Origin of the sequence: Schaalia odontolytica (assembly GCF_002847525.1) — a bacterium.
GTDB classification, from domain to species: Bacteria; Actinomycetota; Actinomycetes; order Actinomycetales; family Actinomycetaceae; genus Pauljensenia; species Pauljensenia odontolytica_B.
The window spans coordinates 123,809-142,801 of sequence record NZ_PKKM01000007.1 but is presented as its reverse complement, the minus strand read 5'-3'; the positions used below and the strand labels follow the sequence as shown (position 1 = coordinate 142,801).

Here is an 18,993-nt window from a genome sequence, read left to right as displayed (position 1 = left end):
TTGTTCGTCGTCGCACTGCCCTGCTGTCCGACGTGCTGCGCAATGATGCGTCGCAGCGCTGTCCTCACATAACGACCAATAGGTACGCGTTCGCTTCGTGCCTCTCGAGGTCCCCATTCACATTTTGGAGTTACGCACATGACAACGAAGAAACCAGCGGCGTTCCTCGCGCTGGCTGGCACCGCCGCTCTGGTGGTTGCCGGCCCCGCGACCCTCGCATCCCCGCCAACCCCGGCAGACACCCGACCCGACGCAGGCGCCACGGCCTCGTCCCTGCCCGTCGGCGACGTCGATACCGCGCTCACCTCGAAGAGCGGACAGACCACGCAGGACGCTCAGCCGCCGACGACCGACGAGGTCGACCCCGCCGCGGTCGTCACTATCGTCGTCCAGCTCGACGAGGGTGCAGACCGCGCGGCCTCCCTCGCCTCGATCAACGAGGCCGTGGCCGGTGCGTTCCCCGGCTCTTCCGCCCAGGTGGAGCGCCAGTACGACAAGGCCCTGCAGGGCTTCGCGCTGAGCGCCCCCGCCGGATCCCTCGACGCGATCCGCGCGGTGAGCGGCGTCAACGCCGCCTTCCTCGATCGCGAGACCCATGTCGATGGTGTCGATGACCAGGTCGCCGGAGAGGGCGCGACGAACTCCTCGCGCATCTCCACCCAGAACCCCGACAACCTCAGCGCCCAGCTGATGATGCACGCCGACCAGATCACCCAAAAGGGTAATGGCAAGGTCGTCGCCATCATCGACACGGGCGTGGACATGACCCACCCAGCGTTCGCGGGTGCCCTGCACGGGACCCCCGGGCTTTCCGAGGACAAGGTGGAGGGCCTGACCCCACATCTTGGCGACGGCAAGACCGGCAGCTACGTGTCGGAAAAGTTCCCCTTCGCCTACGACTACGCGGATAACGACCCGGATGCCTCGCCGACCGGCAAAGCCGGATCGCACGGCACGCACGTCGCCGGCATCACCGCGGGCAACGCGGGTGAAATCGTGGGCATCGCCCCGGACGCGCAGATCATCGTCGCCAAGGTCGCCAGCAGTATCAGCGGCGGCATCCCGGACTCGGCGCTGCTCGCCGCCCTCGACGACATGGTCGTCCTGCGCCCCGACGTCGTGAACCTGTCCCTCGGACAGACCGGCGGCATGGATAACGAGGCCGACTCCATGTACGCGACCGTGTTCAAGAGCCTCCAGGACGCTGGCGTCACCGTGAACGCGGCCGCCGGCAACGAGTACACGGCCGGATACGGCAACCTCTCCGGCAAGAACCTGCCCTTCGCCTCCGACCCCGACTCCTCCGTCCTGGGCGAACCGGCGTCCTACTCCTCCGTCGTGTCCGTGGCCTCGGTCGACAACTCGCTGTCGCACAGCGCCTTCACCGTCGGCGACCGCGACATCGCCTACCAGCGCGCCGGCGGCGCCGACGGCCAGAAGATGCCCGACCTGTCCGACCTGACCGGCGGTCCCTTCGAGTACGTCGACGGCGGCATCGGTTCGCCCGAGGATGGCGCCGCGCTCAAGGCCAAGTACCCCGAGGGCCTCGCGGGCAAGATCGTGCTGGTCAAGCGCGGTACTCTCACCTTCCAGGACAAGTTCAACAACATTGCCGGCTCCAAGCCCGCCGGCTTCATCGTCTACAACAACGTGCCCGGTGACTCGCTCGTGGTCATGAGCCTGGCGACGGACGGCGTGCCCGCCGCGTTCATCTCGCAGGCTGACGGTGAGGCCATGCTGGCCGCCGCCGACCACCACCTGAGCGTCGCCCCCGGCAAGGTCGTGGCCCCGAGCAAGAAGTACTCCATGTCGAGCTTCTCCTCGTTGGGCGTCACCCCGGACCTGCGCCTCAAGCCCGAGGTCAGCGCCCCCGGAGGCAACATCTACTCGGCTGTGCCCGGCGGCACCTACGAGTTCATGTCCGGCACCTCGATGGCGACCCCGCAGATGGCGGGCGTGAGCGCCGTCGTCCTGCAGCGCGTTGAGAACGATCCGCTGTTTGCTTCGATGAGCGCGCGTCAGAAGATCGATGTCGTCCAGAACCTCATCATGGGAACGGCGACCCCCGTCGTCGACCCGCTCCAGGACACTGGCGCCCCGTACTCACCGCGCAAGCAGGGATCGGGCCTGACGAATGTCCTGGCGGCCACGACCTCGTCCGTGTATCCGACCGTGGTCGGCGCCCCCGAGCAGTCCCGGCCCAAGGCGGACCTGGGGGATGGTACGAAGGGCTGGCACTTCGACGTCACGCTGCACAACCTGTCCGGCGCGGAGGCCACCTACGCGCTGAGCTCGCAGGCCCTCTCCGAGATTGTTGAGGGTGGGTTCTTCACCGGCAAGTCCGCCGATTGGCGAGGCAAGGGCGTGGACATCGCCTACTCCGGCGCGGCCGTGAGTGGCACCGGTGAGGGCGCGACCGTTACCGTTCCCGCGAACGGCGAGGTCACGGTGGGCGTGGATGTCAAGCCTGGCTCCGACTTCGACTCCTCCGTCGCGCAGAACACGCCCAACGGCACCTTCCTCGATGGATTCGTGCGTTTCGCCTCGAAGACCGCGTCCCAGCCCGACCTGACCGTGCCCTACTTGGGCTTCTACGGTGACTGGGGCAAGGCCCCCATTTTCGACGCCCTCGCCTCCGAGGACGGGGCTCACACGCTCGCCTCCTGGGTCTACAACGGATCCACGCGCCAGCAGCTGGGATACAACCCCCTGGTCAAGGATGCTGATCGTATCGGTCTGCCCAGCTCGAGCAAGAACGTCCTCTCTCGCTCGGTTGCCTCGGGCGCTCCCACGATTCTCGAACCCCGCACGGGCACGCTGCGCAGCGTGCACACGATCAACGCCGCGTACACGAACGCTGCGGGAGAGACGATCGCGTCCTTCACGCGCTACCAGAACTGGAAGTCCGCGCTGGATTCGTCCGGAAGGATGACGTGGGTCGAGCGGGGACGTGAGCCGCTGGTCCTGGATCTGCGCGACGCCGAGTACAGGAACCTGCCCGATGGTGTGTACAAGCTGACGCTGTCCGCGCACAACGACGGCCCTTCGCAGGCCGAGCAGTCGATCTCCTACGAGTTCCGCATCGACACGGCCGCGCCCGTTGTCTCCAACCTGGAGTACAAGGGCGAGGGTGCCGACACGGTCGTGTCCTTTGACGTCACCGACGCGTCCCCGCTGGCCGCGTTCGACCTGCATGACCCGGCCGACGGCCTGTGGTTCTACCGCCACGTGTTCGCGGACAACGAAGGAACGGTCGGGGCTGACGGAACCTACACGTACCACGTCGAGGTTCCCATGTCGGCCATCTCGCAGGGGTGGGCCGATCAGGGTGGCTCCGGCGAGGTCATCGCCCACCCCTACGTCCTCGCGTGGGATTACGGACTGAACCACTCCAAGGCAGCGACCCTTGACCTGCCGTCGGATAACCCTGGCGTGTGCGTCACGGCTGACGGCGGCCACTGGGCGAAGGACTTGCGTGGCTGGTGGTACCAGTGCGCCAACGGGAAGGAGTACCTCAAGAACGGCTGGTTCACGATCGGTGGCAAGGACTACCTGTTCGGCTCCGACGGCTACATGATGACCGGCTGGCTCCGGCGCGATGACGGTGCGTGGGTGTACGCAAATTCCGAGGGCGCCCTGGTTGGCGGCTGGGTGTTCGACGAGAGCTTCGACGGTGCTTACTGGTACTACCTGGATCCGGCCACGAAGGTCATGAAGACCGGGTGGGTCGCCGACGGTGGTTCCTGGTACTATCTCACCGCATCCGGCGCGATGGCGACCGGATGGGTGCGCGATGGCGGCTCCTGGTACTACCTGAAGGATTCGGGCGCGATGCACACCGGATGGCTGAACCTCGACGGTGCCTGGTACTACCTGGGACCCGATGGAGCAATGTTCACCGGCACGCACGTGATCAACGGACGCACCTACGTGTTCGACGCGAACGGGGTCTGGGTGCGCTGACGTGCATCGCACCTGAATCACTGATTCGCTCATTCACGAGGCCGGGGCCCGGGAACGCTCACTGCGAGCGCTCCCGGGCCCCTTCTCATGCCTGCACGATTGCCGCATTTTGGGCGGCCGCTGCGGTATGTTGGAAGCAGCGACACATCGCGATGTCGCCTCGTATCTGCGTCGAACGTATGGGAGTGCAGTCCATGAAGAAGCCAGCCGTTTTTCTGGCCGGGGTGGGCACGTGCGCGCTCGCGGTCGCGGGCTGCTCGCCCGCCTCCACGTCGACGCCCGATCCGCAGTCCAACCCGGGCAGCGATTCGGCCCAGTCCGCGCCGGGCGCCACGGCCTCGCCGACGATCGACCCCGACACCGCACTGACGTCCAAGAACGGGCAGAGCGGCCCCAGCGCGCAGTCCGGCCAGGACGCAGACACCTCGGTCGTCGTCATCGTCCAGCTCGCGGAAAGCGCCGACGGCGAGACGACCCTCGCCTCGATCAACGAGGCCGTGGCCGCGTCCTTCCCGGGCGCCTCCGTCTCCGTGGAGCGGGAGTATCGCAATGCCCTGCGCGGCTATGCGCTGCGCGTGCCCGCTGGATCGATCGACGTGATTCGCTCGGTGAGCGGCGTCCAAGCGGCGTACCCGGACGGCAACAATAACCTCCAGTAAGCGAATGGCACAGTAAAAGTCGCATGCAATTCCTCCGGGCCCGTTCGTTGGTGCATCTCAAAATTCGCAGAATTTCAACGATTTGATTTCAAAAATCAAAAGACATGTGGGGGAATTGCATGCGAAATTGCTGTCGGTAGCAAGTATTCATCTAGTTACTTCTAATTTGATGAAAATTAGAAGTAACTAGAAACGAACCGGCTGTTGTCGGTCACGCGAGAGCGCGGATGCGGATGCGCTCAGAGGGAACCTAGATCAGGTCCTTCTTCTCCATGTACTTCATGGCCAGCCAGCCGAACGGGATGCGGCCGTAGAAGGTGACGAGACGGTAGAGCAGCGCCGTCGCGATGGCGACAGACGAGGAGATGCCCGCGACCGTCAGGCCTGAGGTCAGCGCCGTTTCGACGGTACCGATACCACCCGGTGAGGGGATGAACGAGCCGGCCGCATTCGCCGTCAAGTAGGTGAGCGACACCGTGGAGAAGTTCAGCGAACCACCCATGGCGAGCAGCGCCGTCCAGAACGAGCCCACGTAGCCGATGTTCATCAGCAGGTTGCCGCCCAGGACCGCAGCGAGGCGGCGGGGCTGACCGATGATCCACAGGAGGCGCGGGTAGACCTGCTGCCAGGTCGGCTGAATCTTCGACCAGATCCAGCGCCGCACCTTTGGCACCGCGACGATGACGCCGACCGCGACCATCACGAGCGCGACGACACCGAGGATCGTGCCGTAGGGGACCGACACAGACAGCGACGATCCTGCAATGACCATAACGAGGAGCAGGAGGACAATCGTGACGAGAGCCTGAGAGATCTGCATGAGCGTCACCGTCGTCACCGCCATTGCGGTGGGAACGCGGCGCTTGCGCAGGTAGCGCAGGTTGAGGGCCGCGGGTCCCACGCCGGCGGGCGCCACGATCGTAATGATCGAGGCCGCGACCTGGGCGATGAACGTCTCCTTGAAGGGCAGCTTCTCAGGCGACAGGGCAACAAGCGGGACCGCGGAACCGACCCAGATGAGGCAGGCGAGCACCGCGGAAGCAAGCATCCACCATGGATTCGCGCTCTTGACCGTGGTCACGATGTCGCTGAAGTTGAGCGAGCCGACGACGATGAAGACGGCGATGAACGCGATCGCGACCGTGAGGATCGTGCGCGGGCGGAATCGCTGCAGGTCGGCGGTGGGTGCGGTCTCGGCCTCGGAGTCTCCCACGAGGGCGGCGCGCAGGTCGCCCAGTAGGTCGGAACGGCGCAGGCGCTGATTGATCTGTGCGGGAAGCACGGGCTTCTGGATGACGGGCGCGCACGCGACGAGCGTCGCCTCGCCGACGTTGCGGCGGCCCGCCTCGAGCGCGCGCTCCGGCCCCACCGCGAGGGCGGTCAGGACCAGCATCTGCGCGATGTCGATCGACTGATTCAGCTCGGTGGTCGCAACCTCGCCGGAATCCCAATCGAGCAGCCACACGTCCGACGACTCATCGACGACGACCGCCTCGGGGGTGAGAGCGCGGTGAGAGATTCCACGTGAGTGAGCGAATCGCAGCTGCTCCCACGCGCGGTCCAGGACCTCGTCCGTTGCGTCCTCACCGAGTTCCGTCAGCGGCGTTGTCGGGGGCAGCGCCGACATGACCATGATGATCGAGTCCGCAGAGGCGGCGATGCCGATCGGCTCCTGCGTGAACACGCCCGCACGCAACGCCTGCAGCGTCGTGAAGGAGGAACGTTCCGCCTGTGCCTTGAGCGAGGGGGAGACCCATCGGCTGATGCCGCGCAGGCGCAGGTTGTTCCACATCTCGAGGAGAGTTCCGGTCAGTTCCTGGCCGGGGTCCATGGCGATGATCTCGTAGGCTAGGCCCGTGTCGCTCCACGCCTGGTAGTGGCGGTGGTGGTCCTGGTTGGGGCGCTTCGTGACCGTGACGCCCATGTCGCCCAGGTCGGCGGGCATCTGCGTGAGGTGACCGCGCGAGTTCTCCGTGATGACCCACGTAGCCAGAGGTTCCTTGGTCGTGTCGAGGTCGGTGCGCACGATCCGTGAGGGCGTGATGCCGATGCTGAGAAGGCCCTCAACGAGCTTGGTGCCCTTTGCCCTCTGGTCGTCGTAGCCCATGACCCACCGCGAGCCGGAGCCGAATGCGCGACCCAGGAACACGGAGATGAAGGCGACGGGCAGGGTCATCGATGAGCGTAGAACGCCCAGAACGAGAATGATCCACAGGCCCGTCCACCCCCACTTGATGGCCTTCATCGACTGGGCCTCGCCGGCGGAGGTGAACAGGGCGCACAGGGTGACGATCACCAGGTTGATGGCGATCACACTGCCGGTCTGCGAGCCCTGCGTAGCTATCGCGCGGTCCACGCTCAGTGGTGCGGTGAGGTAAGCGGGCAGTAGCCCGGTCAAGAAGGCAATGATCCATCCGCCGATCGCCGCAACGACGCTGGTGACGAGGGCCTGAATGATCGCCTGGAGGCGCTTGCGCAAGGCAAGGGAGATGATCACGAGGATCGGCGTGATCAGGATGATGAGGCCCTCGACCAGGCTGACGGGCAGGATCAGGATCTTGCGGATGAGCTGGAATTGTAGGACGTCCATGGTGACGCCGTGTGTCGTGGCACTGGCCACCGTGCCGATCGTCCAGATGATGAGGATCGCGATGAGTGAGAGGACGACGTCGACAAGGTCTTCGCGGCGGCGACGCACGTTCGTGATGCGGTCCGCGATGTAGACGGGGCGGGGCAGGCGCATGCGGCGCACGGGCAGGTTCGCGGCGATTTCACCGGTCAGGGGCGAGGTGAGGGAATCGACGGATTCGCTGTCCGCGCCCGTGGCATTGTGATCGGTCTGGTCGGTCTCGTCCGCCGAAGCGTCGGAGGTGGCCTCCTCAGCGTCGATGGCCTGTTCGGAATCGTTTTCCTCGTGCGTGGACGAGGCCAGGGCGGGCTCGACTGCGTCGGCCGCGTCATCGGAATCGGCCGAGTCGTCGGATTCGGCCGGGGGAGCGGGCGGGAGGGGAGCCTCCGGGGGCGGCGGCGGCTCGACCTGCGCCCCGGCCTCGTCGATCATTCCCATCAGGGCGTCGACCCCGCTCTCCGAGGAATCGTCAGATGAAGATGGAACGAAGAGGAGGTTTGTGTCAGCGACCGGCGAGCCGTCGTGTGAATCCTTGCGCTTCCTCATGCCGCCTATCCTATATTCGCGGTCAACAAAGGTAGGGTTAGGGTGATACATTCCCGGCAGAAAAGGGCCCTATCGTGACCTGGTCGACACTCGTGACCGCATCGGATCCGTCGGTGCTGCACACCGTTATCGAGTGGTTTAAAAATCCCGAGACTCTGCTCGTCGCCATGGGGCCGTGGGTGCTGTGGGGAACGATGCTTATCGTCCTCATCGAGTCGGGTGTCCTGTTCCCCGTGCTGCCGGGCGAGTCCCTGCTGTTTACCGCTGGCCTGCTCCACGACCGCCTCGGCCTGCACCTGCCGACACTCATCCTCCTCGTCGTCGTTGCAGCCTTCATCGGTGCGCAGATCGGATACTTCCTGGGCGCCAAGTGGGGTCGCCGCTTCTTCAAGCCCGACGCCCGCATCCTCAAGACCGAGCACCTGGAGAAGGCGGAGCACTACTTCACGAACTACGGCGGCCGCTCGCTGGTCATCGGCCGTTTCATCCCCTTCGTGCGTACCTTTATCCCGATCGCCGCGGGCATGGCACGCTACCCCTACCCGAAGTTCCTGGCTTTCAACACGCTGGGTGCCATCGTGTGGGGTGCGGGCTTCATCCTCGTGGGTGCGCTCCTGGGCAACGTCCCCTTCGTGCACGACAACCTGACGCTCATCCTCGGCGTGATCATCCTCGCGTCGGTCCTGCCCGTCATCATCGAAATCGTCGGCAAGCGCCGCGCCGCTTCCGAAAAGGAGTAATCCGTGCTGGCCTGGTGGATGCTGGTTCCGACCCTGCTGGCCATGATGGTCGCCCTGGTTCTTCCGGGGTTCATGTGGCTGCGGGCCGGAGGGCGCTCGTCGCTCGTTGCTGTTGCGGCCGCACCTGCATTCACGTTCGGCCTCGTCACCATCATGTCGGTGGCCTACCCGCTCCTCGACATCGAGTGGGAGTCCTCCACCGCCCTGCCGATCCTCGGCCTGAGCGCGCTCGGAGGAGCTGCCGCGTGGAGCCTGAGCTTCTTCCATCGCACGAACAGCGGTTTCTCGCTGCGGGGAGTCCCCCTGCGTGAGGCCATCGGCGTGCGCGTCCCGATTGGCGGCGTGCAGGCGGCGATCCGCGCGACCACGTGGGGGGCGATTGCCCTCGGCTTCCTCGTGGCCGTCTGGCCGCTCATCGCGGGTGCGAACCCTGCAAACCCCGTCCAGCAGTGGGATCCGACGTTTCACCAGAACGGCGTGCACGCCATCCTGTACGGAAAGAATGCGAGCCCTTTCGGCGGCCTCCATGAGCTCTACGGTGGCAGGAGCGTCTACTACCCCACGGGCTGGCACGCCTTTGTCGCGCTCTTCGCGCGCTACGACTCCGTCGTTCAGGCCTCCAACGTGTCTTCTCTGGCGCTCATGGCCGTGTGGGTCATCGGTCTGGCGGCTCTCGTCTCTGTCCTCACGGCGTCGCGCAGCGCCATCATGGCGGCGCCCATCATCGGCGGGATGCTGCTCAACATGCCGGCCGATGCGCTGACCATGTACAACCAGTGGCCCAATTCGACCGGCACCGCCCTGGTTCCCGGGCTTGCCGCCGCAGCGGTCGTCGTCGGCCGTAGGCTCGCCGCCGATCTGCGAGCCGGTGACGGACTGCGAGCCTTCGTGCGACGCATCCCTCAGGGTATCTTCCTGATCATCGGCGCCCTCGGCCTCGTCGGCGCGCACCCGAGCGCCGCCTTCTCCCTGCTCGCCCTCCTGATCGCGCCGCTCCTGGCGTCCATCGCCTCCTTTGCACGCCGCGCCCTCGATCGTGAGGGCCGAGGCCAGCTCGCCGTCCTCGCGTGGGGTGGCCTCGCGCTCGCCGTCGTCGCCCTGCCCCTCCTCGCGCTGGCCTCCCCCAAGATCCAGGCCATGGGCAAGTACCCCCGCAATGGCAGCGGCTGGAGCGAGGCTTTCGCCCACGCCTTCCTGCCCTACCCGCCTTTCACGAGCACGTCGGGCATCACCCAGTGGACGCTCGTCCAGCTGATCCTCCTCATCGCGGGTGTCGCCGCGACTGCCCGCCTGCACACTCTCCTGAGCCGCCCCGACCCCCTCGAACGTGCCGCCGAACAGGCCGGACTGACCGAGGGTACGGATACGAACGAGGAAGACGCGGCCTCGTCCGACGAGGATAAGGCGCTGCCCCTGCCGTTCTGGCCGCTCATCTCCTACCTGATCCTTGCGGGCCTGACGGGCCTCGCCTACTCGCCCGACTCGGCGCTGCGTACGTACCTGCTGGCCCCCTGGTACAAGGACGCCCGACGCATCATGGGCGTCGAAGACATCGCGCTCGCGGTCCTCATGGCGGTCGGTGTCGCCGCGATCATCCACGCCCTGCATGCCGCCTGGACCAGGTCCCTGCAGCGGATCCTCGCCGAACGTGGCGTCGACGACGAGGTCGAAGCGCCGCGTTGGCCGATCCAGGCGGGTGTCGGCGTCCTCATTCTCGTCCTGTCCAGCTTCGGGGCAATTGATGCCCGTCATGCTGCGGTCGCCTACGTGTACGACCCCGCACACCTGGGCAAGCCCGGCATGGCCACCACCGGCGAGTTGGCCATGCTGCGCCGCATGCAGTACACGACCGCGCCCGACGCGCTCATCCTCGGCGACCCGATCGCGGGCGCCGCATACTCCGAGATGCTCGGCGGGCGCAAAGCCGTGTTCCCGCAGCTGAGCACGGTCAACGCGGATGGCGCCTCGCAGAAGGTCCTCACCCAGCGCTTCCACGACATCGCGACCGACCCGGAGGTGTGCGAGGTCGTGCAACGTCTCGGCATTACGCACTTCTACGAGGAGGAAGACGGCGCCTACTACAACTTCATGCGCTCTGCCCGTAACCCCGGCCTCTACGGGGTTGACACGTCCGTCGGCTTCGAGCTGGTCGACGCTGGTGGCACCGCGAAGCTGTGGAAGATCACCGCGTGCGGCGACGTCACCCCGGGTGGAGGACGCGAGGCTTTTGCGACGGGTGTGAGCGCGAACCGCGACTGAGATACGCACGCTGCGACCTGGGGTCGCGCCCCCGTGGAACCGGCAGCGCTCGCCAGATCCCGCGCTCGCCAGATCCCGCGCGATTGGCCACAATGCGCCCCGTGTGCTGAAACGAGGCCGCGTCGTGCCTGCCCCTCTCGTTACCCTTGACACCATGACGACGAACATTCCCGGCCCCGCGCCCCTCGGTGACAAGCTTCGTATCGCCTTCCTCGGCCCCTTCGGCACGTTTACCGAACAGGCCGTCCACCAGGTCGCGCCCGCCGGAGCGATCCTCATGCCCATGACGAGCGCCCCTCAGGCGCTCGCGGCCGTGCGCCGCGGCGAGGCCGACCGTGCCGTCGTCCCGATCGAAAACTCCATCGAGGGCGGCGTCAACGCGACGCTGGATTCCCTCTCGCACGGCGACCCCCTCGTCATCGTCGCCGAGATGCACGTGCACGTGGTCTTCCAGCTGGCCGTTCTGCCGGGCACGCGCCCCGAGGATATTCGCCGCATCGGCACGCACCCGCACGCGTGGGCGCAGTGCCGCGGCTGGGTTGAGGAGACCTTCCCCGGCGCGATCCACGTGCCCGCCACGTCGACTGCCGCAGCCGCTGAGCTTCTCTCGGACGGCGACGCATCCTTCGATGCTGCCCTGTGCAACGCGGTGTCCGTCAACACCTACGGCCTGGAGGCTCTGTTCACCGACGTCGCGGATAACCCGGGTGCGATCACGCGCTTCGTTCTGGTGGCCCGCCCCGGCGCCGTCCCCCCGCCGACCGGCGCGGATAAGACGACCATCCAGGTGGCCCTGCCGGTCAACGAGTCGGGCGCGCTGCTGACCCTCCTCGAGCAGTTCTCGGCGCGCGGCGTCGACCTGTCGCGCATCGAGTCGCGCCCGAGCGGCGACGGCCTCGGCAACTACACGTTCAGCATTGACATCGTCGGCCACATCCGCGAGGAGCGCGTCCAGGCGGCCCTCGTCGGCCTGCACCGCTACTCGCCGGAGGTCCGCTTCATGGGGTCCTATCCGCGCGTCGACGGGGTGCGCGCGTCGGTCGCCCCGGGAACGACGGACGAGGCCTTCCGCGCGGGTCGCGCGTGGGTCGCGGACCTGCTGCACGGCGGGGACGGCACGGGCGAGGCTGCGGGCAACGCGCCGTCCTGGCCGCTGGTCTGACACTCGGGTTGCCGCGCTGATCCGATAGGCGTCGCCCGGGTAGGTCTGCAGCGCTGATGGATATGCCGGGTCACGGCATCTGCCGCTCCAACGAACTGTCAACCGAGCTGTATCGGGCAGGTCTGCACCAGTTAGGGAGCATTACACCAGTTAGGGGGTATTACACCACCTCTGAGCTGGTGTAATACCCCGCTAAGTGGTGTAACACCACTTAGTAACAAGGCAGACCGTGGAGATGCGCAGTGGGTTGGTGTTGGAGACATGCAAGCCTTAGCCGCGAGGCTCCGCATCGAGGCGTCACTAGATACCTGGTCGAGGCGTAACGAGAAATCTAGCGTCCCATCGTCGGGATTCAACCCGTTAGGGAAGATTCAACCTGATCGGGAACATTACACCCGATCAGAAGGGGTTGAATCTTCCCGATCGGGTGTAACACCTCATCGGTAACAAGCGTCGTCGTGGAATTTGTCGCTGACAGCGCCTCCTGCCAGTGTTCGATGGGCGAGATCCTCCAGCACTGCACTAGATACAGCAGCGATGCACTAGTTGTGAGGGCATTGCACTGCTTCCTATCTAGTGGAATGCCACGCTAAGTAGTGCAACGGTGCGTAAATAGTGCACTGCTGCTTGGCAGCAAGCTCGTGCGCGGCGCGCGTCGGGTAAGGACGCGGTATCAGGCGGGTAGCAGCTCCATCCACGTGCGCTCGGCGGGTACGGCGATGTCGAGGGCGCCCGCCTGCATGCGAATGTGCATGGTGTGGGCGAGGCCGATCGCGTCGCCGTCCACCTGGCACATCTGGGCCTCTTCGGCCGTCACGGACGCTCCCTTCGCCTGGCGGAACGCGACCTTGCCGGTCGAGACGGGCAGGTTGATGGGACGCAGGCCGATGAGCTGGCCGAGCATCTTCCAGGTCACGTCCGCCCACCCGAGCAGGCCGGCGTGTGCGTCGACCGCGATGACGTCGATGAGTCCGTCGGAAAGCTCTGCGTCTGGCGCGAGGACCAGCATCTTGAGCTCGCCCGCGTTGGCGAACATGACGGAGCGTGCCTCGATGCGCGTGATCTCGTCCGCGTGTGAGTGCGGGGATTGTTCGGGCGCGGCGTCCTCCTCGTCGAGGGTCGTGCCGGCAAGCTGGTCGCCGACGCCGAGCGGGTCAGGCGCGGGGGCGGAGGGGGAGCGCAGGGTCAGGCGCGCCTTCATGCGCGGAACGCCCATCGCGCCTAGGCCCGCCCACACGTAGGCGATCCACCCGATCCGCTTTTTCAGCTCGGGATCTGTGTCGGCCATCGTCTCGCCGTCGTAGCCCATGCCTGCGATGACGAGGCATGCGTACTCGTCTGCGCGCGGCTCGATCGACGAGGCCGGGGCCTCCTCGTTCGGAAGAGTGACCTCGGGGTGCAGGGCGGCGCGTGCGGCGAGGCGCAGTCCGCCTTCGGCCGGCTGAGTGGACTCCTGGGTGACGTCTTCGACGCGTACCCACGCCAGGTCGACGGAGCGGTGGTTGCGGTCGAGTGCGACGGCGAGGGCCTGTCCGGGGTCGTCCGGGATGGACAGGTTGCCGGCCAGGACGTTGCCCGTGCCCACGGGGATGATGCCCATGCGTACGCCGGAGCCGGCCATGCCGGCTGCGACGGCGCGGACGGTGCCGTCTCCGCCCGCGGCGATGACGACGGAGGCTCCCTCCTCAAGGGCACGCACGGCCTGCCCGGTGCCCGGGTCCTCACGCGTGGTCTCGCGCCAGTGTACGTGGTCGATGCCCAGTTCCTTGGCCTTGCGGTTAATGAGGTCCTTGAAGGCCTGGGGATCTTCGTGCTTCGAGGGGTTCATGATGATCCAGGGGCGCGGCCGTCCGCGCGTCGGATCATCCACGGAGGCGGGGACTGCGAGGGCCTGGCGGCGGCGGTGCCTGCGGGTGAGGGCTGTAGCGAGGCGCGCGACCCCAATCGCTCCGGCTCCTGCGACGGCGGCGAGTACCCACGGTGTAGCGTCCATGTGAATAAGGGTAGCCCGCGAGTGGTCTGTGGATGGGTTGTTAAGTGGCTTTTCGTTGTACTTCGTGTCATACGTGTCGGCCTGGCGTGTGCTTGCTGTCATCTTGTCCACACGGTTATGCACCAAAGGTGGATAACTTTCAGTCTTTTGAGAACTCTCAGAGTGTAGTTTGTGTATAACCTTGACCTGCTGTGTTGAATTCAAAGTCGGGTCGGTAGGGGACACGGCGCGCCCACCTGGCATAGGATGGGACGCATGATTGATGTGCGTGCCCTGCGTGAAAACCCCGAACCCGCCCGCGCCTCCCAGCGTGCCCGCGGAGCGAACCCCGGCCTCGTCGATGAGATCATCGCGGCCGATGCCGCCCGCCGCGAGGCCCTCCAGGCTTTCGAGACGCTGCGAGCCACCCAAAAAGAGGTCTCCAAGTCCGTGGGCCGCGCCTCCAAGGAGGAGCGTCCGGCGATCCTTGCTCAGGCCAAGGAGCTTGCCGAGCAGGTGAAGGCCGCCGAGGTCGCCGCGAACGCCGCCGACGCCGAGGCCGACCGCCTCGCGCGCCTCCTGCCCAACCTGGTCGTCGACGGCGTGCCCGTCGGTGGTGAGGACGACTTCGTGGTCCTGCGCCACGAGGGCCCCGCCCCCCGCGACTTCGCGGCCGAGGGCTTCGAGCCCCAGGATCACCTCGCCCTGGGTGAGGGCCTGGACGCGATCGACACCAAGCGCGGCGCGAAGGTCTCCGGCGCGCGCTTCTACTACCTCAAGGGCATCGGTGCCCGCCTCGAGCTGGCCCTCATGACGATGGCCATGGACCAGGCGCTGGCCAACGGCTTCGTGCCGATGATGACCCCGACCCTCGTGACCCCGCAGGTCATGGGTGGCACCGGCTTCCTCAACGAGCACTCCGACGAGATCTACTACCTGCCCGCCGATGACCTGTACCTGACGGGCACGTCCGAGGTGGCCCTCGCCGGCTACCACGCTGACGAGATCCTCGACCTGTCGGGCGGCCCCAAGCGCTACATGGGCTGGTCCACCTGCTACCGCCGCGAGGCCGGCTCCGCGGGCAAGGACACGCGCGGCATCATCCGCGTCCACCAGTTCAACAAGGCCGAGATGTTCAGCTACTGCCGCCCCGAGGATGCCGCCGAGGAGCACCAGCGCTTCCTCGCGTGGGAAGAGGAGATGCTCGCCAAGGTCGAGCTGCCCTACCGCGTCATCGACACGGCCGCCGGCGACCTGGGCACCTCCGCCGCCCGCAAGTTCGACTGCGAGGCGTGGCTGCCCACTCAGGAACGCTACATGGAGGTCACCTCGACCTCGAACTGCACGACGTTCCAGGCGCGTCGCCTCGGCATTCGTGAGCGTCGCGAGGACGGCATGACCGCGGTCGCCACCCTCAACGGCACGCTGGCCACGACCCGCTGGATCGTCGCCTTCCTCGAGAATCATCAGCAGGCGGACGGCTCGATCTACGTGCCCGAGGCCCTGCGCCCCTACCTGGGTGGACTCGAGGTCCTGACCCCGGTCGCTCGATGAGCCAAGAGCGCTTCCTGACGGTTCCCTCCACCGGGGAAGTCGCTCGCCCCTTCGAGGTTCTCCTCGACGAGGCCTCGGCCGCCCTGCCCGCCGACTTTCCGACGTCGGCGGGCCAGGTCCTGGTCGCGCTCGACATTGACGGCACGATCCTGACTCCGGCGGGGGCGACCCCGCGTGTCCTCGAGGGAATCCACGGCCTCGCCGCCGCGGGCGCCCAGGTTCTCATTGCCTCGGGTCGCGCGCTCGAGGGCGTGATTCCCGTTCTCGACGCCTTGGAGTTTACGGATGGGTGGGCGCTGTGTAATAACGGCGCGACCCTCGTGCGCGTGAGTGGTGGGACGTGCGAGATCGTCGAGGAGCGCACCTTCGTGCCCGGTCCGATCCTGGAGGAGATCGCCGCGGCCGTGCCCGGCTCGGTGTTCGCATCGATGCCGCACCCCGACATCCTGCTGTCCGCGCCCTTCCCGAACAACGAGATCGAGGGGAGCGATCACCGCATCGTGTCGATGGAGGAGCTTGCCTCCACGCCCACGCCTAAGATCGTCGTGCGCGCCGCCGACATGGATCGCGAGGAGTTCGATCGGATCCTGTCGTCCCTGGATGTGTCGCGCACCCACGAGGTCTTCGTCGGCTGGACGTCCTGGGCGGACATTGAGCCGCTCGGGGTGACCAAGGCGAGTGGCCTGGAGTCTCTGCGTCAGCGTCTCGGCCTGCCCGCGTGTGGGACTGTCGCCATTGGGGATGGTACGAACGACATCGCGATGATCGAGTGGGCGGCCTTCGGTGTCGCCATGGGTGGGGCCTCCGACGAGGTGCGCGCACACGCCGACCACGTGACGGCCGCCGTCGAAAACGACGGCGCCGCCGCGGTTATGCGCGGCATTATGCGCCGCTGCGGGGTTGCCGGCCGCTGAGCCAGTCGCCCATGATCGCGAAGGCGCGGTCAAGGTCCCCAATCTGGCAGTGCTGGGCCATGCCTGGGTCCTCGGCTTCGTGGAAAGCGTGCACGTCCAGCGAAGCTGCGCCCGCGAGAATGCGGCGCACATCGGACAGGCGCTCAAAGGGAACGTACTGGTCCGCGTCGCCCGCCATCACCAGGCAGGGCTGGTGGATCATGCCCGCAAGGGGCTCCATCGTGTACGCCCCCAGCGCCCGCAGGACGTCGCTCGGCTTATCCAGTCCCGTCAGCTGGCGCGCCTGCTGCAGTTTCCACGCGAGGTCCGCGTTCGCGTGGGTTGCGACGGACATGGTTGCGTCGAAGAGCCATGCGGGACGGGCGCGCTCGACAATCGAGGCAGCGAGCGGGCGGATGGGCGCGGGCAGGGGTAGCGTCAGCCCGTCCAGCAGCCGGTACATCATGTCGAAGGCGATCACGTGCGTGATGCGCGGGCAGTGGGCGGCGGCCCGCATGACGAGGTAGCCGCCGAAGGAGACCCCGAGGGCGGCAGCGCCGTCGAGGTCGAAGTAGTCCAGGACGGCGGTCGTTGGGATTTCCCAACGCGGATCCAGAGGCATCCCCGCCAGGGCGGTGTGTCCCTGTCCGGGTCCGTCGAAGGTAATGATGTCGAAGGGGCGGCAGGGGAAGTACTCGGCGAACCCCATGATCTCCTCCGCGTATCCGTCGAAGCCGTTCATCATGACGAGGGTGGAAGGCGCGTCGGGGAAGCGGGCACGATCGTCAGGATCAGCCTGCCAGTGGATCGCCGTCAGTGAGCCATCTTTGTAGGGGACTGTGTGTCGGCGCATCGCCAGGTGAGTGTGAGAGGCGTCGAAGTTACGCGATGCCGCGTCGATGAAGTGCCGCTTTCGCTGGTCGTGCTCGGGCAGGTAGAAGGCGGCCAGAAAGTAGAGTCGCCACGCGGCCGCCGCGTCCCCCTCGGCATCGAAGCGAGCCGCCATGCGCCCGGCGAACTGCGCGATCTGGGAAGCGGAACGGATGCGGGCAAGGGTGCTCGTCGTCAACCGATCCATCCCAGGCCGGTCCAGAATCGGTCCGAGGTAACGGTTCAGCTGCAGGTCAAATTGGCGGTTGCCTGTGTATTCGGTGAACATGCATCGACCGTATCGCCTGTCTGAGTGCGGTGGACCACACAATAAAGAACCAAATGTTAGATACCGGACGGAGCGACCGCTATGCGTAGGATAAGCCTATTGATAGAGGAAAAATGATCGGAGAGATATGTTCCTGCGTAGCGCAGATAAGCATGGGCGCGAGGCCGAGAAGAACCTGGACCTGCGTATTCGCAAGACGCGTCGGGCGATCCGCTCCGGCCTCGTCAAGGCGTGCCAGGCAAAGCCCTACGCGCACGTGAGCGTCACCGACATTTGCTCCGCCTCGATGGTGTCGCGCACGACCTTCTACGACCACTACGCCGACAAGGACGCCCTCCTGGCCGAGGTCGTGTCCTTCCTTCTTGAAGAGATCGCCCCTGCCCTCGAAGGACTGTGGTTCGGCGAGGGATGCGACGCCCGCGCCGTCGCCCGCCACCTCGCCGACGTGTACGCGCGCAATGGGCAGGCCCTGAAAACTCTGCTGGCGATCCGTGTGGGAGGCGACGGCGACCTTCATGAGCAGCTTTATCGAACGTGCTGTTCGGTATTTACCGAGTGGGCGCGTGGTCACGTGGACGATGAGGTGCTTCCACTGGCCGCTGACGTCTACGCGTCCGTCGTCCTAACCTTCATCGAGCGGAGCGCCGCCAAGCCGCTCACCGACAAGGAACTCGCCGCTATCGACCGCGCGCGTGAGCTCTTCATCGAGGGCTTCGGCGCTCGGTAGGTCAGCGGTAGATGCGTGACCGATGATCGATGTTGATAGCGAGGATCAATAACTCATCATCTTCGATGGAAGCAATGATCCGGTAGTTGCCGACTCGGTATCGCCAGAAGCCCGCGAGGTTGCCGGTCAGCCCTTTCCCGCACGAGCGGGGATCCTCGCCGCTCGCAGTCTCGCGGAGGTAGTCGATGATACGGCGCGCGGTTGGCTTATCGAGCTTGCTGAGCTGCTTCAGTGCACGCGGTGATAGCTCAGCCCTCCAGGCCAAGGGTCTTCACCGCCTCGTCAAGGCTCACTGATGTGGCTCGGCCGCTGCGAATGTCCTCGAGTTCCGCCTGCAGTGAGTAGGCGAGCTCAATCTCTTCAAGCGCTGACTCAATGGCGCGATTCATGTAGAAGGACTTGGTGCGTCCCGTGCGCTCCGCGAGGGCGGTGAGGCGGGCGTCGATCTCAGGATCGAGCTTGACGGAGCGTGCGACCCGTGCGGTAGACATGTGTCCTCCTCAAATGTGACTACGCGTAGTCTACTCCCCCTAGTCGTCAGTTGGAGAGGCTTTTGGAGAGGACATAGCGTTGATGGGATGAAAGAACGGTGTCAATACATTGTAAATCTGCATATGCCGGACAGTGTGTCCGATAAACGGTCGTACGTCCCTGTCAGTACATGCACGAAAGTGTTATCGTTAACGCAACCCCGGCCCCAGCCTCGTCAATGAAGACCCAAGGAGCACAC

Annotated in this window: 13 protein-coding genes; 8 read left to right on the top strand and 5 right to left on the bottom strand. The window is 66.0% G+C overall.

What is annotated here, in order from left to right:
* Positions 1 to 138 precede the first annotated feature (138 nt).
* Positions 139 to 3,963 (top strand): S8 family serine peptidase, encoded by a 3,825-nt coding sequence (locus CYJ22_RS06350; RefSeq protein WP_007587673.1) that lies wholly within the window; start codon positions 139 to 141, stop codon positions 3,961 to 3,963.
* A gap of 194 nt (positions 3,964 to 4,157) precedes the next feature.
* Entirely contained in the window at positions 4,158 to 4,622 is a 465-nt protein-coding gene (locus tag CYJ22_RS06345) for a hypothetical protein (protein ID WP_007587690.1), read from the top strand.
* A 250-nt stretch (positions 4,623 to 4,872) separates the two neighbouring features.
* Here the strand turns inward: CYJ22_RS06345 and CYJ22_RS06340 are convergent, their stop codons facing one another.
* On the bottom strand, positions 4,873 to 7,797 hold the full coding sequence (locus tag CYJ22_RS06340) for a flippase-like domain-containing protein (protein ID WP_007587680.1): 2,925 nt from the start codon (positions 7,795 to 7,797) through the stop codon (positions 4,873 to 4,875).
* A 74-nt stretch (positions 7,798 to 7,871) separates the two neighbouring features.
* Between CYJ22_RS06340 and CYJ22_RS06335 the strand changes: the two genes are divergently transcribed.
* From CYJ22_RS06335 to pheA, 3 genes are all read left to right on the top strand, one after another.
* Entirely contained in the window at positions 7,872 to 8,537 is a 666-nt protein-coding gene (locus tag CYJ22_RS06335; RefSeq protein ID WP_007587683.1) for a DedA family protein, read from the top strand.
* Between the two features lie 3 nt (positions 8,538 to 8,540).
* On the top strand, positions 8,541 to 10,796 hold the full coding sequence (locus CYJ22_RS06330; protein ID WP_101601907.1) for a DUF6541 family protein: 2,256 nt from the start codon (positions 8,541 to 8,543) through the stop codon (positions 10,794 to 10,796).
* Positions 10,797 to 10,950: 154 nt separating this feature from the next.
* The gene (gene pheA, locus CYJ22_RS06325) at positions 10,951 to 11,958 is read left to right on the top strand and encodes a prephenate dehydratase (RefSeq protein ID WP_101601935.1); all 1,008 of its coding nucleotides are present in this window, start codon (positions 10,951 to 10,953) and stop codon (positions 11,956 to 11,958) included.
* Between the two features lie 673 nt (positions 11,959 to 12,631).
* Here pheA and CYJ22_RS06320 read toward each other — a convergent pair.
* On the bottom strand, positions 12,632 to 13,951 hold the full coding sequence (locus CYJ22_RS06320; RefSeq protein ID WP_101601933.1) for a diacylglycerol/lipid kinase family protein: 1,320 nt from the start codon (positions 13,949 to 13,951) through the stop codon (positions 12,632 to 12,634).
* Positions 13,952 to 14,206: 255 nt separating this feature from the next.
* Here CYJ22_RS06320 and serS point away from each other — a divergent pair, with 255 nt between their 5' ends.
* Entirely contained in the window at positions 14,207 to 15,484 is a 1,278-nt protein-coding gene (serS, locus tag CYJ22_RS06315; protein WP_101601904.1) for a serine--tRNA ligase, read from the top strand.
* Positions 15,481 to 16,398, top strand: coding sequence for an HAD hydrolase family protein (locus CYJ22_RS06310; protein WP_101601902.1), 918 nt, complete (start codon positions 15,481 to 15,483; stop codon positions 16,396 to 16,398). The genes serS and CYJ22_RS06310 overlap by 4 nt, the downstream gene beginning before the upstream one ends.
* Here CYJ22_RS06310 and CYJ22_RS06305 read toward each other — a convergent pair.
* Positions 16,367 to 17,536 (bottom strand): alpha/beta fold hydrolase, encoded by a 1,170-nt coding sequence (locus tag CYJ22_RS06305; RefSeq protein WP_101601899.1) that lies wholly within the window; start codon positions 17,534 to 17,536, stop codon positions 16,367 to 16,369. The two genes, CYJ22_RS06310 and CYJ22_RS06305, sit on opposite strands and share 32 nt — an antisense overlap.
* A gap of 127 nt (positions 17,537 to 17,663) precedes the next feature.
* Between CYJ22_RS06305 and CYJ22_RS06300 the strand changes: the two genes are divergently transcribed.
* A complete protein-coding gene (locus CYJ22_RS06300; RefSeq protein WP_101601897.1) occupies positions 17,664 to 18,263 on the top strand; it encodes a TetR/AcrR family transcriptional regulator in 600 nt (199 codons plus the stop codon).
* Between the two features lies 1 nt (position 18,264).
* Here CYJ22_RS06300 and CYJ22_RS06295 read toward each other — a convergent pair whose 3' ends face one another.
* On the bottom strand, positions 18,265 to 18,528 hold the full coding sequence (locus tag CYJ22_RS06295; RefSeq protein WP_101601895.1) for a type II toxin-antitoxin system RelE family toxin: 264 nt from the start codon (positions 18,526 to 18,528) through the stop codon (positions 18,265 to 18,267).
* On the bottom strand, positions 18,512 to 18,754 hold the full coding sequence (relB, locus tag CYJ22_RS06290) for a type II toxin-antitoxin system RelB family antitoxin (RefSeq protein WP_007587669.1): 243 nt from the start codon (positions 18,752 to 18,754) through the stop codon (positions 18,512 to 18,514). The genes CYJ22_RS06295 and relB overlap by 17 nt, the downstream gene beginning before the upstream one ends.
* Positions 18,755 to 18,993: the final 239 nt, after the last annotated feature.

Excerpts from the sequence above, each read along its gene's own strand:
- CYJ22_RS06305 (WP_101601899.1), bottom strand. The coding sequence starts at position 17,536 with ATGTTCACCGAATACACAGGCAACCGCCAATTTGACCTGCAGCTGAAC.
- CYJ22_RS06310 (WP_101601902.1), top strand. The coding sequence starts at position 15,481 with ATGAGCCAAGAGCGCTTCCTGACGGTTCCCTCCACCGGGGAAGTCGCT.
- CYJ22_RS06300 (WP_101601897.1), top strand. The coding sequence starts at position 17,664 with ATGTTCCTGCGTAGCGCAGATAAGCATGGGCGCGAGGCCGAGAAGAAC.
- CYJ22_RS06350 (WP_007587673.1), top strand. The coding sequence starts at position 139 with ATGACAACGAAGAAACCAGCGGCGTTCCTCGCGCTGGCTGGCACCGCC.
- relB (WP_007587669.1), bottom strand. The coding sequence starts at position 18,754 with ATGTCTACCGCACGGGTCGCACGCTCCGTCAAGCTCGATCCTGAGATC.
- serS (WP_101601904.1), top strand. The coding sequence starts at position 14,207 with ATGATTGATGTGCGTGCCCTGCGTGAAAACCCCGAACCCGCCCGCGCC.
- CYJ22_RS06345 (WP_007587690.1), top strand. The coding sequence starts at position 4,158 with ATGAAGAAGCCAGCCGTTTTTCTGGCCGGGGTGGGCACGTGCGCGCTC.
- CYJ22_RS06340 (WP_007587680.1), bottom strand. The coding sequence starts at position 7,797 with ATGAGGAAGCGCAAGGATTCACACGACGGCTCGCCGGTCGCTGACACA.
- CYJ22_RS06320 (WP_101601933.1), bottom strand. The coding sequence starts at position 13,951 with ATGGACGCTACACCGTGGGTACTCGCCGCCGTCGCAGGAGCCGGAGCG.
- pheA (WP_101601935.1), top strand. The coding sequence starts at position 10,951 with ATGACGACGAACATTCCCGGCCCCGCGCCCCTCGGTGACAAGCTTCGT.